Annotated in this window: 10 protein-coding genes and 1 riboswitch; of the genes, 1 reads left to right on the plus strand and 9 read right to left on the minus strand. The window is 36.6% G+C overall.

Features of this window, described 5'->3' with window-relative positions; translation table 11 throughout:
* Window positions 1–682 precede the first annotated feature (682 nt).
* The 8 genes from BW724_RS17250 to BW724_RS17285 all read right to left on the minus strand — a co-directional run bounded on the left by BW724_RS17250 (window position 683) and on the right by BW724_RS17285 (window position 8,919).
* Window positions 683–2,245, minus strand: a complete 1,563-nt coding sequence (locus BW724_RS17250; RefSeq protein ID WP_088076387.1) for a Na+/H+ antiporter NhaC family protein — start codon at window positions 2,243–2,245, stop codon at window positions 683–685.
* Between the two features lie 198 nt (window positions 2,246–2,443).
* Window positions 2,444–2,625: riboswitch (Lysine riboswitch) on the minus strand.
* Window positions 2,626–2,745: 120 nt separating this feature from the next.
* Window positions 2,746–3,627: a sporulation protein YunB gene (gene yunB / locus BW724_RS17255; RefSeq protein WP_088076388.1), complete on the minus strand. Its 882-nt coding sequence runs from the start codon at window positions 3,625–3,627 to the stop codon at window positions 2,746–2,748.
* Between the two features lie 102 nt (window positions 3,628–3,729).
* Window positions 3,730–4,215 carry a dihydrofolate reductase gene (locus BW724_RS17260; protein WP_088076389.1) on the minus strand — a complete coding sequence of 162 codons (486 nt, stop codon included), beginning with the start codon at window positions 4,213–4,215 and terminating at the stop codon, window positions 3,730–3,732.
* Window positions 4,212–5,006 (minus strand): thymidylate synthase, encoded by a 795-nt coding sequence (locus BW724_RS17265; RefSeq protein ID WP_088076390.1) that lies wholly within the window; start codon window positions 5,004–5,006, stop codon window positions 4,212–4,214. Before BW724_RS17265 ends, BW724_RS17260 begins: the two co-directional genes overlap by 4 nt.
* Window positions 5,007–5,061: 55 nt before the next feature.
* Window positions 5,062–6,165 (minus strand): HD-GYP domain-containing protein, encoded by a 1,104-nt coding sequence (locus BW724_RS17270; RefSeq protein ID WP_088076391.1) that lies wholly within the window; start codon window positions 6,163–6,165, stop codon window positions 5,062–5,064.
* Window positions 6,166–6,244: 79 nt separating this feature from the next.
* On the minus strand, window positions 6,245–6,547 hold the full coding sequence (locus tag BW724_RS17275) for a YunC family protein (protein WP_088076392.1): 303 nt from the start codon (window positions 6,545–6,547) through the stop codon (window positions 6,245–6,247).
* A 113-nt stretch (window positions 6,548–6,660) separates the two neighbouring features.
* On the minus strand, window positions 6,661–8,064 hold the full coding sequence (locus tag BW724_RS17280) for a bifunctional metallophosphatase/5'-nucleotidase (protein ID WP_088076393.1): 1,404 nt from the start codon (window positions 8,062–8,064) through the stop codon (window positions 6,661–6,663).
* Between the two features lie 30 nt (window positions 8,065–8,094).
* Window positions 8,095–8,919: a sulfite exporter TauE/SafE family protein gene (locus BW724_RS17285; protein WP_088076394.1), complete on the minus strand. Its 825-nt coding sequence runs from the start codon at window positions 8,917–8,919 to the stop codon at window positions 8,095–8,097.
* 469 nt (window positions 8,920–9,388) lie between these two features.
* On the opposite strand from BW724_RS17285, the gene BW724_RS17290 reads away from it, so the two are divergent.
* A complete protein-coding gene (locus tag BW724_RS17290) occupies window positions 9,389–11,320 on the plus strand; it encodes an FAD-dependent oxidoreductase (protein ID WP_088076395.1) in 1,932 nt (643 codons plus the stop codon).
* A 409-nt stretch (window positions 11,321–11,729) separates the two neighbouring features.
* Here BW724_RS17290 and BW724_RS17295 read toward each other — a convergent pair whose 3' ends face one another.
* On the minus strand, window positions 11,730–14,477 hold the full coding sequence (locus tag BW724_RS17295; protein ID WP_088076396.1) for a DEAD/DEAH box helicase family protein: 2,748 nt from the start codon (window positions 14,475–14,477) through the stop codon (window positions 11,730–11,732).

The following is a 14,477-nucleotide window of genomic DNA, read 5'->3' on the forward strand; positions in this document are numbered from 1 at the left end:
GCATATTTTTTATCATTATATTCGTCCTATTGCGTTTTATTATATATATCTAATGTCGAAATGTCAAAGTATTTTCTGAATATTATATATAACTCAGAAAACTTTTTACTAGAATGCTACCATACTATATGTTTTTAAGGGATTATCAGTATTCAAAGAGTGTTATTAGTGCTGTATGGATATGTGAATATATTTTTTCAAGAAAGTAAAATTTGCTCTATTTAGTAGATTGACTGACAGTTTTCCACAATTAACACTATTTTTTTGAGAAGTAGAAGATATCTTCTTTAATGAGTACCCAAAGCTACGCTAAATAAGTGGAGTTTTTCCCTCTAAACTGCAAAAGATAGCTTGCTTACGCAAAATAAGGGTAGGTTTTCCCTTTAAGCACACACATAACTCAAAATATCTTGATTATCAAGTAAATAGCGGGAATTTCTCCATCTATTTTAACTATTTTCGGTGCCATTTTTTTAATAAGGGTAATTTCTCCACTTATCATATCAACGCATGTTACTGATTGATTTCCTCACTTATTAACAAACAAAAAGCGCTGCAAAATACAGCGCTTTTTGATTTCCATATTCATATACATTCGTCACGTAAATTATAGTTTTGCGATAGGTATTGGAACCTGTCACCATAAATCAGGACACTTTTTTTAAAACACTATTACTTTTCCTTATGCTTGTTGATATACAGTTTTTATTACCATTTTTAGTATGACAATTGCTAGAACAAACACTGCCAAAGCAACTAGAAGTGATAATACCAAGCTGCCTGTAAAACCTAGTACTAGGAAGCCTGCGATAGAAATTGCTGCAACGATCAAAGCATATGGTAATTGTGTGATAACATGATCGATATGGTGACTTCCTGCTCCTGCAGAGGAAAGAATTGTTGTATCAGAGATTGGTGAACAGTGATCACCAAAAATTGCTCCAGCAAGAACTGCTGCTAATACAGGTAGTAATAAAGTCACGTCAGTTTGAGCAGCAATTTCCGCTGCAATCGGTAGCATAATCCCAAACGTTCCCCATGACGTACCAGTAGAAAATGCCATAAATCCAGCAATGATAAACAACAATACTGGTAATAGACCTAACGGGATATTTCCATCAATGATGCTAGCCAAATACTCACCCGTACCTAGTCCATCAATAATTTCAATAATAGTCCATGCAAAAACAAGAATATAAACTGCTGGAAGCATAGATTTAATACCAGTCCAGATTCCATTTCCAATTTGACTGCCCCTAACTTTTCGTACAAATGATAGAGCAACAGTCACAATGATACTAATTAACCCACCATATAGAAGAGCTGCTGCAACATCAGTGTTCTCAAAAGTTGCTAATAATGTTACTTGTCCTTCTGTTCCATCTATACCTGTCATAATCATGAAAAAGACCGTCGCTGCAATTAATGTTGCAATCGGCACAATTAAGTCACTGACGCGCCCTTGTACTGCAGCTACAGCTTCCTTGTTTTCCCCTGGAATTCCACCACGGTTTTCATCATATAATTCTCCAGTCTGCTGTGCTCTTAATTCATGTGCACGCATTGGACCAAAGTCTAATTTAAAGTACGCTACTGCAAAAACTAGTAGAATAGCAAAAATAGCATAAAAGTTCATTGGTGCTATAATCATAAATGCTTGTAATGCTTCATACTGTGTTACACCGTGTGTAATTAAAATAGAACCAATGATTGTGATAATGTAAGCGCCCCAGCTTGATAAAGGTGCAATAACACACATCGGTGCAGCTGTGGAGTCTACTAAATAAGCTAACTTCGCACGGGAGATACGGTGTCTATCTGTTAAAGGTCTGCTCACATTTCCAACTGTTAAACTGTTGAAGTAATCATCAATAAAAATAATTATTCCTAAAAAGCCTGCTACAAATTGAGCTCCTACTCTAGTTTTAACTTTAGTAAGGGCCCACTCACCAAACGCACGGCTTCCCCCAGTGATCGTGATCAAGGAAGCAATAACACCTAACATGAGTAATAATAGAATAATATAAAATTCCCAAGTGTTAATACCTTCTGAAGTGAAGAAAATTGCTCCTACAGTGGAAGCTATTTGAGTGATGCTATCCAGCACCATATTTCCACCTTCATAATTAATCATCAACGCCCCAACAACAATCCCTAATCCAAGGGAAGGTAGTACACGTCTTGTTATCATTACCATCACCAACGCTAGCACTGGTGGCAGTAAAGACCAAATACCTAATTCCATCATTTCTCCTCCTATCGAGCTATAAATAAGTTTATTTTGATAGGTTTAACATGAAAAGTATATGAACGGTCATAAAAAACTGGATGCTTGTCCAGCTTTGAACAGTGGATTAATAAACTAATGAGCACACAAAAAAAAGCAACAAAGGGTATTTCCCCTTGCCACTTTATGCACCAAGAAAAAGTTCCCATCAAATAGTTGGTAAGTAGTCCTCCACTATAGTTATCCACTAAAGTGACAGTGCTGTACTTATTCAATACAGCCCCAGCTAGAAAAACCTAGACAAGTTTTTCTGCTTCGGCAAAGTTCCCTTTCAAAAGCTTTCAACGTCGTCTCAACTCCAGCTTTATACTTATTAACTTCGCGCCTCTACCCCATCAATGATGAGGTACTTCATACCGATTCAATTGTTAAACACGGAGACTATTGTATCAGAGACCATGTGACTAAACAAGACTGTAAAATTTTCCATCACAAAACTGTCATTATTCTTTTTTAAATTATGGTCTAATCTCAAATATATCTTCCTCATTCCAATCTAAGTCAGGCAGATTTGGTCGTTCTTCATCTTCAGGGAGCTGTGGTTGTTGCGGAATAATGGCTGGATTCATTCCATCTCCTCCTGAACTGAAAAACTCAGGTACTTCTCCTGGAATCCAAGCCATGGCAACTGGAATACTTGTCGTTACTTTCTCTGTTTCCGTAGAAAATGGAATGACAATTCGCACGTCTACTTCAAGATCAATATAAATACTAATCCAAGTGTTGTTGATCCCCGTTGTAATTAATTCATCACGAAAATCAGCCTGCACATCCCCAATTGCTGATAAACGAACTGGAATTCTAGGTCCTAAGTGAGCTAATAGGGCGTTATTGGTAGCTTGGCCAAGGGGAATCATATGAATAATTCCGTCTTCAGTAAAAGTAGCCCCTTCCCTTTCCACGTCCACATCTGTCGGTAATGTAATATCTCGAATTCTACCATGCTCAATCGCATTGAGATAATCTTGTACACGTCTCACAGTTTCCCTTAATACGCGACCATAAATGGCAGCATTTATATCTACTGAGGTCACATTACCATTATTATCGTATTGATATTCTATAATTTCTTCCATCCCTGACTCTTCAAGTATCTTTTTTGATATGGCATCATTAATAGCCAAGGTTCCAATTCTTTGTGTTTCGGTTCGAGCAATATCTACTAATGTAGGCCTAATCCCCTCTTCTACTATGACAAATCCCATGACAGTAAAAAAACTAAAAATAGAGAAAGATATCAGAAGTACATAACGAAAAGGCAGTGGTCCCTTCCTTTTTTTAGGCTTGGCCCTTAAAAATGGGCTCTTTTTTTGGGGCCTAATTGGTCCTCTCATTCTCATGTTGTTTGTACCCCCCCTCTGTTTGCATTATATGCAGACAAGGGGTATTTCTAGCACAAAAAGTTCGGGGACCAGGTCCCCGAACTTTTTGTGAACTTTTATTTAATTCTTCCGTTCATATACTTTAAATGTATGTGGATATGGATTTTTCTCGTCCATTTCCCCTTCTTCAGTAGAAACTAACTCCCATTTTTCCATATCAAAAGCTGGGAAAAAAGTATCCCCTTCAAAGCTTTCATGAATCTCAGTCACATACAATCTTTCTGCAAGTGGCATTAATTGCTCATAGACAGTAGCACCGCCGATAACGAAGAACTCTTCCTCTTCCCTAGCTAAACCATTTACTTCATCTAGTGAATGAATGACCTCGACTCCTTCAGCAGAAAAGTCATCACTTCGAGTTAAAACAATGTTTCTTCGTTTTGGCAAAGCTTTACCGATAGAATCAAAGGTTGTTCTTCCCATCAATACTGGATGACCAGAAGTGACTTTTTTAAAGTACTTCAGGTCATTCGGTAAGTGCCACGGCATATCACCATCTTTTCCAATGACACGATTAGAACTCATAGCCCATATCATTGAAATCATACAGATACCTCACCCTTAATATGTGGATGTGGATCATAGCCAACTAATTCAAAATCCTCTATCGTAAAGTCCTCAATGGATTTTAATTCAGGGTTCAACTTCATCTTTGGAAGTGGTCTTGGATCTCTTGTGAGCTGTAAGCGAACCTGCTCCACATGATTTTTATAAATATGCACATCTCCAAAGGTATGTACAAAATCACCTAACTCCAAATCACATTCTTGGGCAATCATCATTGTTAGCAAAGCATACGATGCAATATTAAATGGAACACCAAGGAACACATCTGCACTTCTCTGATATAACTGGCATGACAGCTTCCCATCAGCAACATAAAACTGGAATAAACAATGACAAGGAGCTAAAGCCATTTTATCAATTTCACCAACATTCCAAGCATTAACAATGAGACGGCGGGAATCTGGGTTATTCTTGATTTGTTCAATTACATCCTTCAGTTGATCAATAGATTCCCCGTCAGGAGTTGGCCAAGAACGCCATTGTCTACCATAGACTGGACCTAAGTCCCCATTTTCATCTGCCCATTCATTCCAAATGCGAACATTGTTCTCTTGTAGATACTTAATGTTAGTATCCCCTTTTATAAACCAGAGAAGTTCATGGATGATAGCACGTAAGGCAAGTTTTTTTGTAGTGACTACTGGAAATCCTTCGTTTAAATCAAACCTCATTTGATAGCCGAATGTGCTGATTGTCCCCGTCCCTGTTCGGTCTTCCTTTTCTGTTCCATTATCTAAAATATGCTGAAGTAAATCTAAATACTGTTGCATACATCATCACCTTCCAGTCCTTAATACTATTAAAAGATTTTACCTCTTATTTTTTCTATGAGGCTTCTTCTTGATTTAGTGAAGTCTCACAAGATACAATCGTGACATTTAATTCACTCATTAAATCAAAATCATACGGTTCTACGTTTTCTCCATTCTCCTTGAGAACTCTTATAACTGGTCTCGAAGTCATCTCACCATTTTGCTTTGAAACGACACCTTCTTTTCCGTCACTTAATTCTACCTCTAACCCATTAGGATAAAGAGCTATTGTTCTCGCAAAAGTCTCTACCATATCTTTGTCAAAAAGGGTATTAGCACCTGCATATAATATTTCCAAAGCTTCATGTGGTAATTTTGCATTTCTGTACACTCGATTAGCAGTTACTGCATCAAAAACATCTGCAATACCAATGATTTTCGCATAGAGGTGGATATCTTTCCCTTGTAAGCCCCTAGGATACCCTGAACCATCTAAACGTTCATGATGCTGATAAGCACAATGGGCCGTTAGCAAGGAAATAGTATGGGCCCCGCGGAGCATATCAAAACCTACCTTTGAATGCTCTTGAATTAATTGAAACTCTTCATCCGTTAACTTTTCCTGTTTATTTAATACACTTACTGGAATAGCAATTTTACCTACATCGTGTAGAATTGCTCCCATTCCTAATTCATGTAACTGCTTTTCATTTAACCCAAATTTTTTCCCGAAAGCTAGGGAGTATACTGCTACATTCAAAGAATGGTGAAATACATATGAATCATAGCAGAATACATCAGAAAGCATTGAAATAGCTTCATTGTGTCCCCTAATATCCGATAATATATTGTTCACGATAGTTGAAAAAGATGGACTAAGGTTGTCCAAATCAACAGACTTCCCTAGTACATTTTGTCTAGAAATTACTTTGAAATTCTCCTGAATCTGCTTAATGGATATAATCCTTGTATGATCACTGATTACATCATCCACAAGAATATCATTCGTATCCCCATCATCAATATAAACAAACGATATCCCTTTATCCTTTAAACGATCGATCATCGTACTGGAAAGAGAGACTCCGCTGTTTAAAAGAGCTTGTCCATGCTCATTATAAATTGTTTTTGCTAAAATTTCATTCCCTTGTAAAGAATGAATGGAACGTAGTCTCATTGAAGATCCCGCCCTTAATTTATTGGAAGAGGAGGCTGGGACAAAAGTATAATGGATAATGTCCCAGGCTCCCTGTCATTTATGTTAATTTGAGTAGTGCTTCTTTTCCTGTCATTCCTTTATAGATACCTTGGTTTTCTGCTTCAATTGTTACAGATTCTAGTGGGGCTTCGATTAATTCATCTATTGTTTTTACACCAACTGCTCTTCCTGCAATCACTTTGCGTGCCTTTAACTTTTCATTTAGTAAAGCCACATCTAAAGCGCCACACATGATGTAGCCTTTATCATTTGTAACTACAAGTAGATTCGTTTCTGGTAATTTAACAGAGACTGCCGTAAAGGGCTTTCCTTCTAAAAACACTGGATATAGTTCGACCATGTTGCTCCACCTCTTTTCATTTACTAAGGCACAGAGACACATTCAGTGCTATGCCACTAATAGCCTATGAAAAATGAGGTCGATGGTGTAAGTCCAATCTGCTGACAAGTTAATTAGTAGTTACCTTTAAGCTTCCAAGCGAGAATGTCCCTAAGAAACTCAGGCATATAATACTGTTTTTCCTTAATACTACTAAGAGCTGGATACAAGTGGCCAAAAGTAAACATATCCAGTGTTGCTAATTTATAAAGTCGATCCTTTGATAATGACTCTCCATTAATTAAAATATCTTTGTCTTGTATATAAGTGGATGGTCTTTCATGATCAATGACAACTCCATCAAAAACCATTGCTCCAAGAATCTTACCACGAAAGCCAAATCCTTTTAGTTCATATTCTATCATGTCCTTTTTCTGAGCTTGTCTAATAATCTCTAACAATCTCTCACCCGAAATCATTACTGTTGCAGGATTGATGGGGTGCGGACAAATTTTATGCAAGTCCTTTAAAGTAATTGGACCAGCTTCTAGATCTTCTAACAGGACACCAGCACACAACATGCTAATCTCACCTTTACACCACTCTTTCAACCCCTGGCAAAGCAACCTTATAATTGGAGTTTCCTTATGCCAGTCCACTTCCATTTTTTCATTCAAGACTGTAACTTCTTCATTAAGCTTTATAAGTGCTTCTTCCGTTAGCTCCTTTAGTAAATGTTCTGTAGAAGCATCCGGCATATTTGTATCGATCTTTTCTGACCTTACTTCGATATTTGATAGCTCCAATAAATCGGCATCGGTTGTTGTATCTATGCTCATTTTTATATTCCCTGTATACTTTCCAGATCTTCCTGACTGATTAATCCATGTATTCCCGATTTTTTTCCCTTCTGGTAAAACATGATGCGTATGAGCACCAAGAATAAAATCAAAATCATTGAATGCTTCAGCTAGCTTCTCATCTTCAAATAGACCAAGGTGTGATAAACATATTAGAATATCCACCTCTGGCCGAAGCATGGAAACAATGGGTGTGAGTGTTTCCTGTGGGTCTGCAATATTCCAACCTAAAGTTTTATAAAATGTATAAAAAGGTGCAGTTACTCCCGTCACTCCAACCTTAATTCCACTCTTCGTCGTTATGATTCGATAGGGCTCAGCCCATTGAGGGCGTTCTCCACTCTCATGAAACAAATTTGCGAGTAATATAGGAAAGTTAGCATGATCATATAAGCTATTTAACTCTGCTTTTGAAAAAGTCATTCCCTCATTATTTCCAATTGTTACTGCATCATAATGAAGTTGATTTAGAAGTGATGTATTCCCTTTTCCTAACAACCCTTCCGTCATGGGGTGTACCCTATCAGCATGATCTCCTATATCAAATAGAAGAACATCTTCTCCATTCTGCAGTGCTTCTTCACGAGTTCTAATTAACCAACTTACAACAGAGGGCCAATTATCAAGCGAACTATGTAAGTCATTCGTATGTAAAATGCGAAGTTGTTTTGTTGACAAGAGTATCCCCCCACATATTCGTTCTCAGCTTTAAGACCCAGTAATTCCTTGATATATAAGCCTGATACCTATGATAACAAGGAAAATTCTTAAGAGATTTACAACTGTTTCACTTGCCAGCTTTCTGTTAATTAAAGCTCCAAGTTGGCCTCCAAACCACGCTCCAGGTAGAAGCGCCAATGCATAAAGCCAATCTACATTACCTAGTGCAATATGTGATGCAGAGCTTAGAATAGATGATAAAAAGATCATCATCATGGACGTGGCTACTGCAAGATGTGGAGGAAATCCAAATAATATGATCATGGCTGGAACCATTAATGAGCCACCACCAATGCCGAATAACCCTGAACACGTCCCTACAAAAAAGGCAATTGGAATTGCGATGATCCGTTGATAGCCATATTCAATTGTATTTCCTTGCTGTGTAATGTAAATTCGATTTACGCCATTAGGCCTCCGTCTTAATGGTTTAATATGCTTTCGCATCATTAAGATGAATGAAACTATAACAATAAATATTCCAAATAAGATAAGAAAAGGATCTGTTTGAATGCCTTTATTTAACCAAACACCAAACAGAGCTCCAGGACCACTTCCTGAGAAAAATATTAGTGCACTTTTGAAATCAACTGTTTTTTGTTTTAAATAAGCTAGTGTAGAAGACAAACCTGTAAATATCATAATTAAGAGGGAAGTTCCAACAGCTACTTGTGGTGTGATTCCATTTAAAATAGTACTGTAATTTCCCAAAAGCATCAGTGCAGGAACAATAATAATTCCACCACCAAGTCCCATAACACTGCCTAACATAGCTGCAAAGAGACCTAACACTACTAGTACAAGCCATTCCATTATGTAACGCCTGCTTCCTTATTCAATCATTAACTATCCATTTATAATGTCGGCATTAAAGTATTCGCTCTTTTTCGACATTCGTCTCCTATTATCCATCAAATAGTCCTAATTGTCGAGGTGCCAAGCCACTATACTTTAGACCTAATCTGTCGACAAACCGTTGTGCATTTGAGGCTGCGTGCCCTCCAGAGTTATTAATAAATATAACAAAATAGATATTCACTTGTGTAATAATTTGTTTTAACATTACTATCTAGAATAATAATCTATAAGAATCAAATTACTGCATAGGAACATTATCATACATAAACAGACTTGAGTTCAAGTTCAAAGGATGAGTTTAAAAATAGCAACATTTAATTGAATGAAGCTTTTTCCAAAAATAGAACACTAAACTTTCCGTTTATTAACCTCACTACAAGGGAAAACTATTATTGAATCTAAATTCAGAATAGGAGAGATTTTATTGGCTTTTTCAAAATCATTATCACCCATAAATATTGGGACTGTTAAACTTAAAAACCGCTTCATTGTTCCTGCTATGGGGTCCCACTTAGGAGAATCTAATGGACAAGTTTCACAACGAACTATCGATTACTATGTTGCTAGGGCAAAAGGCGGCTACGGGCTTATCTTTACGGAGTTTACCTGCATTGATCCAGTTGGCATGGCTATGCCTGGTCAGTTAGGTATCTGGGACGACTCATTTATCCCAGGTCATAAACGGTTGACAGAAGAAATCCATAAAAATGATGGGTTAATTTTCTGTCAATTACAACATGCTGGACGCCTGTCCTACTCCATGGTTACTGGTAATCAGCCAGTTGCACCTTCCCCCGTTGCAAGTCCAGCAAACAAGGAGATTCCTAGAGAGTTAAAGACAGAGGAAGTATATGAATTGATTGAGAAATTTGCCAATGGAGCTGTTCGAGCGAAAGAAGCTGGATACGATGGCGTAGAGCTTCATGGTGCACATCAATACATCATCGCACAATTTATGTCACCATATTCGAACAAACGAATGGACGAGTTCGGGGGACATTTTCATAATCGCATGAGATTTGCAACGGAAATCGTTAAGAAAATAAAAGAAAAATGTGGTGATGATTTTCCAGTTAGTGTTCGAATTAGTGCAGAAGAATCCGAGCATGACAGCTGGGGTGTTAGGCAAGCTAGAACAGCTGCAAAAACACTAGAAGAAGCTGGGACAGATGTAATTAGTGTTTCGATAGGAGGTGCTCACGGTACTAGCTATAAAACATTGGCTCCTCAAGCGATTCCTCCTGGATTTAATGCCGAAAATTCTGCATTAATTAAGGAAGTCCTTCAAATCCCAGTCATTGTAACAGGACGTATTGTTGACCCTTATATTGCAGAGGATATCCTTGCTTCTGAATCTGCTGACATCGTTTCTTTAGGTAGACCTTCTTTAGCTGATCCTGAATTCCCAAATAAAGTGAAAGAGAACCGGATTGACGAGATAATTCCTTGTGTAGCTTGTCTCCAGAGATGCGCAAGCGGAGGCGGCCGTGATGAATGGGATAAAGGGGTTTCCTGTACTTATAATCCATTTACAGGGAAAGAGGGAATTCTTAAGTTTATTTCTCCTGAAAAGCCAAAACAAATCGCAATTATCGGTGCAGGTCCTGCAGGGCTTGAAACAGCATGGGTAGCTGCTAAGCGTGGTCATTCTGTAACTGTTTTTGAAAAAGCAGATCGACCAGGTGGACAAATTGCAGTTGGTGCAAGACCTCCATATAAACAGGAAATCTTGAAAGCTGTCCAAACGTATATGACACTAGGCAAAAAACATGGTGTAACTTTTAAATTTGGCGTGGAGGCAACTCCTGATACCGTTAAAGACTTCGATGAAATTGTCTTGGCTACTGGTGGTGTACCCGTTCAGCCAGCTTTTGAAGGTATCGATGAAGCTGGTGTTGTACAAGCTATCGATATCCTAGAAGGAAAAGAATTAGCAGGTGATAACATCGTCATTATCGGTGGTGGACAAGTTGGTGTCGAAACGGGAGAAATGTTAGCTAACCAATTTCGCCGCGTAACCATTGTGGAAATGAGCGATGAAATTGCAAAAGAAGAACATCGTGATATTCGCTATTTAACCCATCAGCGATTAACTAAATATGGTGTTAATATCTTAACAAACACTAAAGTAAAATCCCTTACTAAAGGAAGTCTAACTGTAGAACAAAAAGGGGTTGAGCAAACTCTAGAAGGTTTTGATTCAATTATTCTCGCAGTTGGTACAAAATCATATAATCCTTTAGAAAAACCAATGCAGGAAACAGGTAAGAAAATACACACCATCGGAGATGCAAATAAAGCAGGAAATATAACAGATGCTATTTACGAAGGTGCAAAACTAGGAGTTAGTATATAACTTTTTTAAAAATACCTAAAGGCACAACATCTTTTTATATAAAAATGACTACCCTGATTTTTTATCAGGGTAGTTTTTTTATTCCTTATATATTTAAAATGAATTAACCAATCGAACCTTCCATTTCGAACTTGATTAAGTTTGCTCGAAATGGGACGTAATGATTAACAACAAAGCCGCTCAAACCTTTGATATATAGCCATTCTTCAAATGGTTTAAAATGGATTATAATATCAAGTTGGCACGAAATAGGCACGGGATTACAGTCGAAAAGCACATATAACAAAATTAAATGTTTCTAATTCTATTTATACAGCAGCCTTTTAAGAAGTGACTGCTGTTTCTTTTCTTTTATTTTTAAAAAGTTTCGCTAGTGCATAGATTTTCTTTATTACGACTAGTCCTATTTTTATTTATCATCATCATAAAGCAAAGGTAGCTCAGCAACTTTACTTTCTTGTTCATAAGACAGTCCTGAAAAATGGTCTTTATCTAATACAACCTGTGCCAGTTGACTAAACATATTACGTCCATCTTTATCAGTATAGAATTTTAGACCTTTTATTTTTACATTCGAAACTTCATCTTCGAATACTAATTCAGCTTCATGTTCCGTAATATAGGTCAACAGTTCTTCTTTCCATTGCTCTCTTTCCATGCGTCTAGAGTCTCCACCTTTAGGTTCAATAAATACTTGTATATAATATTCAGCATTCCTAAGGTACAAAATAAAGTCAGGCTGAAAACCTTCAAACCTCACTTGCTCAGATTGTTGGAACTGGTGCAACTTAAGATTTTCACCTTTACGTGTTTCTCTATTCATTTGCTCATCCATACGAAATAAATAAGTTTCTGGATATTTCCCTCGTAATTCTTGTACACGCTCGCCTATCTTTTGAATCAAATCATATTCAAGTTCATTAACAATTGCTAGGTTATAAACAAACCAGTCTTTCTCATCACCTAACATCTTACGTGGCTCAACAATCTGACTACGATTCCCCTTTAAAGAGTCGTATTTTGGAACACGCTTTCTATAATCAGTAAGATATTCTTTAATTGGATAACCAATAAAATTGTTACTACCACGTGCACTTGAATATCCTTTAATTATCTTTGTTTCAATATCGCTTAGATAAGACATTACAATGTTTAACTTATCTTTGCTAGTCAAGTCACTTTCTGCAAACTCAATCGGCGCTTCTACCCGTAGCGTTAACTTTTTTATATTTAACCAATTCTCACCATACAAAAATTCTTCTTTTGATTTCAACTCTGGTAAGTACCTCTTCATCGAATCAAACCGAAAGAATGTAAGCTTTTGCATAGCCTTTTTAAAGTACCTGTCATCTAATTTAACTACAATTGGATGTGTTTTTAAACTTGTCGATTCTTCTTTATAATCTACTTCTCGAGAAGAGTACGACCAAGGTAGCGTTACGTCATTTATACTTTGAACCCCGTATTTTGACAAGTCAGTGTAATAAGAGTCAGGTACAACAATGGTCTGATTATAAAAGATTTTTCCATGTCTCCAAACGTCAGTTCTTTTAAAACTTGATTTCACCTTTACTTCGAGTGGAGGGTTTTTCTCATCTGTTCCACTAGGTAAATCCAATGCTTCTAGTGAATTAACTAAATTTTTCAGATACTGCGGCTCATTGATTGTATGATAGTGAAGAGTTTCAAGCAATAAGCTGTCATGTGAATCGTCTTCAAACCTTCTTTTATAGGAAGACTGCCCCTCTAAGATAAATGGATTATATCTAGCACCACGTCCAATTAACTGTGCTTCAGACATCGTAGACTTTTTATCACCTTTAGCATTTTCACTTATTCGTACAATATCATAAAGATTTAACACATCCCAACCTTCAGTTAGCTTTGCAACTGCAAATATAACACGATACAAGTTATCTTCATCTTCTAAAGAATTGAGTGCCTGATATTGCCCTTTTTCCAGCATACCTGCTCCACGGTCAGAGTCGTTTGCATTTAACACTCGTCTAGGTTCAAATTCTCGTTTGATTGTACGTAATATAGTTGGAAGTTCTTCACTATGTTCCAAGTAATACTGATAAGCATAATTCAATGTTGAACTTTCACTATCATCCAACTTTTGTTGACGTAGTATAAACTGGTTAAGTACCTCAACAGTCAAACCTTCAATCATCTCGTTAAATACTTCGTTAGAATAGTTAGAGGCTTTAATATTTTGAGACTTAAACATTATAACAGGTTTAAAAATTGGAATCCCTTTAGCCAATGCTGTGTATCTTCTATATTCACTCAACAATACTACGTTTAACATCTTATCTCTATCATCTGCAGAGCCTTCAATACGCTTTACGTTTTTAGAAAAGCCCTGAAACATAAATTTGTCTAATGTATAACGATAAATAACTTTATCCTTATACTTCTCATAAATATTCCTATTTTCCAAATCAATAGTAGCGGTAAACTCCATTAACCTGTTGTCTTCTCTTGCATTAAGTATTCTTTTAATTGCAGCTTCCCAAGTCTTTTCCTCATCTTTTTCTTTCTTGGTTGAAGCAGAATAATGGTGTGCTTCATCCCCAAGTATTACAACCTTGTTTCGACCATATTCTAATTCAGACATTGAATTTTCTGCAGGAATAAATAAATCGTTTGATAAAGACTGTACCGTTGAAAGCTTCAAATAAATCACATTCTGAGACTGTTCAACAGGAAACCTAGTTACAGGTATGATATTTATACGTTCACCATTAATCTCCATTGTTTGCTGGAATAAATATTTATTTGACGCTTTATTTGTGAGATTGTCAATAGTCTTATTTAGTACACTATTTGTATTTACTGTAAAAACAAAATTTTGATATCCATATTCTTTAAACATAAATAAGATGAGAGCAGCCATTAAATCTGTTTTACCAGAACCAGTTGCCATGTTAAACAGTACATGATTGATATTACGTGCATCATTAAACGTTTGAGTGTAATGGAAAAATCTAATTGCATTTTCCTGATAATCACGTAAATCATGTATTAGATTATTATTAACATATTCAGGAACCTGAAAAGCTATATTTTCATTAAATAATGACGCATCGTGTCTTTTAAGCTCGTCTAGTAATGGTAAAGATATTTGCTTCTTTTTCTTAGGTTTTGAAGACAT

The sequence above is a fragment of the Litchfieldia alkalitelluris genome, assembly GCF_002153425.1.
Classification (GTDB): domain Bacteria; phylum Bacillota; class Bacilli; order Bacillales; family Salisediminibacteriaceae; genus Evansella; species Evansella alkalicola.

Bases quoted from the DNA above. Each gene is read 5' to 3' on its own strand.
- BW724_RS17250 (WP_088076387.1), bottom strand. From the start codon at position 2,245: ATGGAATTAGGTATTTGGTCTTTACTGCCACCAGTGCTAGCGTTGGTG.
- yunB (WP_088076388.1), bottom strand. From the start codon at position 3,627: ATGAGAATGAGAGGACCAATTAGGCCCCAAAAAAAGAGCCCATTTTTA.
- BW724_RS17260 (WP_088076389.1), bottom strand. From the start codon at position 4,215: ATGATTTCAATGATATGGGCTATGAGTTCTAATCGTGTCATTGGAAAA.
- BW724_RS17265 (WP_088076390.1), bottom strand. From the start codon at position 5,006: ATGCAACAGTATTTAGATTTACTTCAGCATATTTTAGATAATGGAACA.
- BW724_RS17270 (WP_088076391.1), bottom strand. From the start codon at position 6,165: ATGAGACTACGTTCCATTCATTCTTTACAAGGGAATGAAATTTTAGCA.
- BW724_RS17275 (WP_088076392.1), bottom strand. From the start codon at position 6,547: ATGGTCGAACTATATCCAGTGTTTTTAGAAGGAAAGCCCTTTACGGCA.
- BW724_RS17285 (WP_088076394.1), bottom strand. From the start codon at position 8,919: ATGGAATGGCTTGTACTAGTAGTGTTAGGTCTCTTTGCAGCTATGTTA.
- BW724_RS17295 (WP_088076396.1), bottom strand. From the start codon at position 14,477: ATGTCTTCAAAACCTAAGAAAAAGAAGCAAATATCTTTACCATTACTA.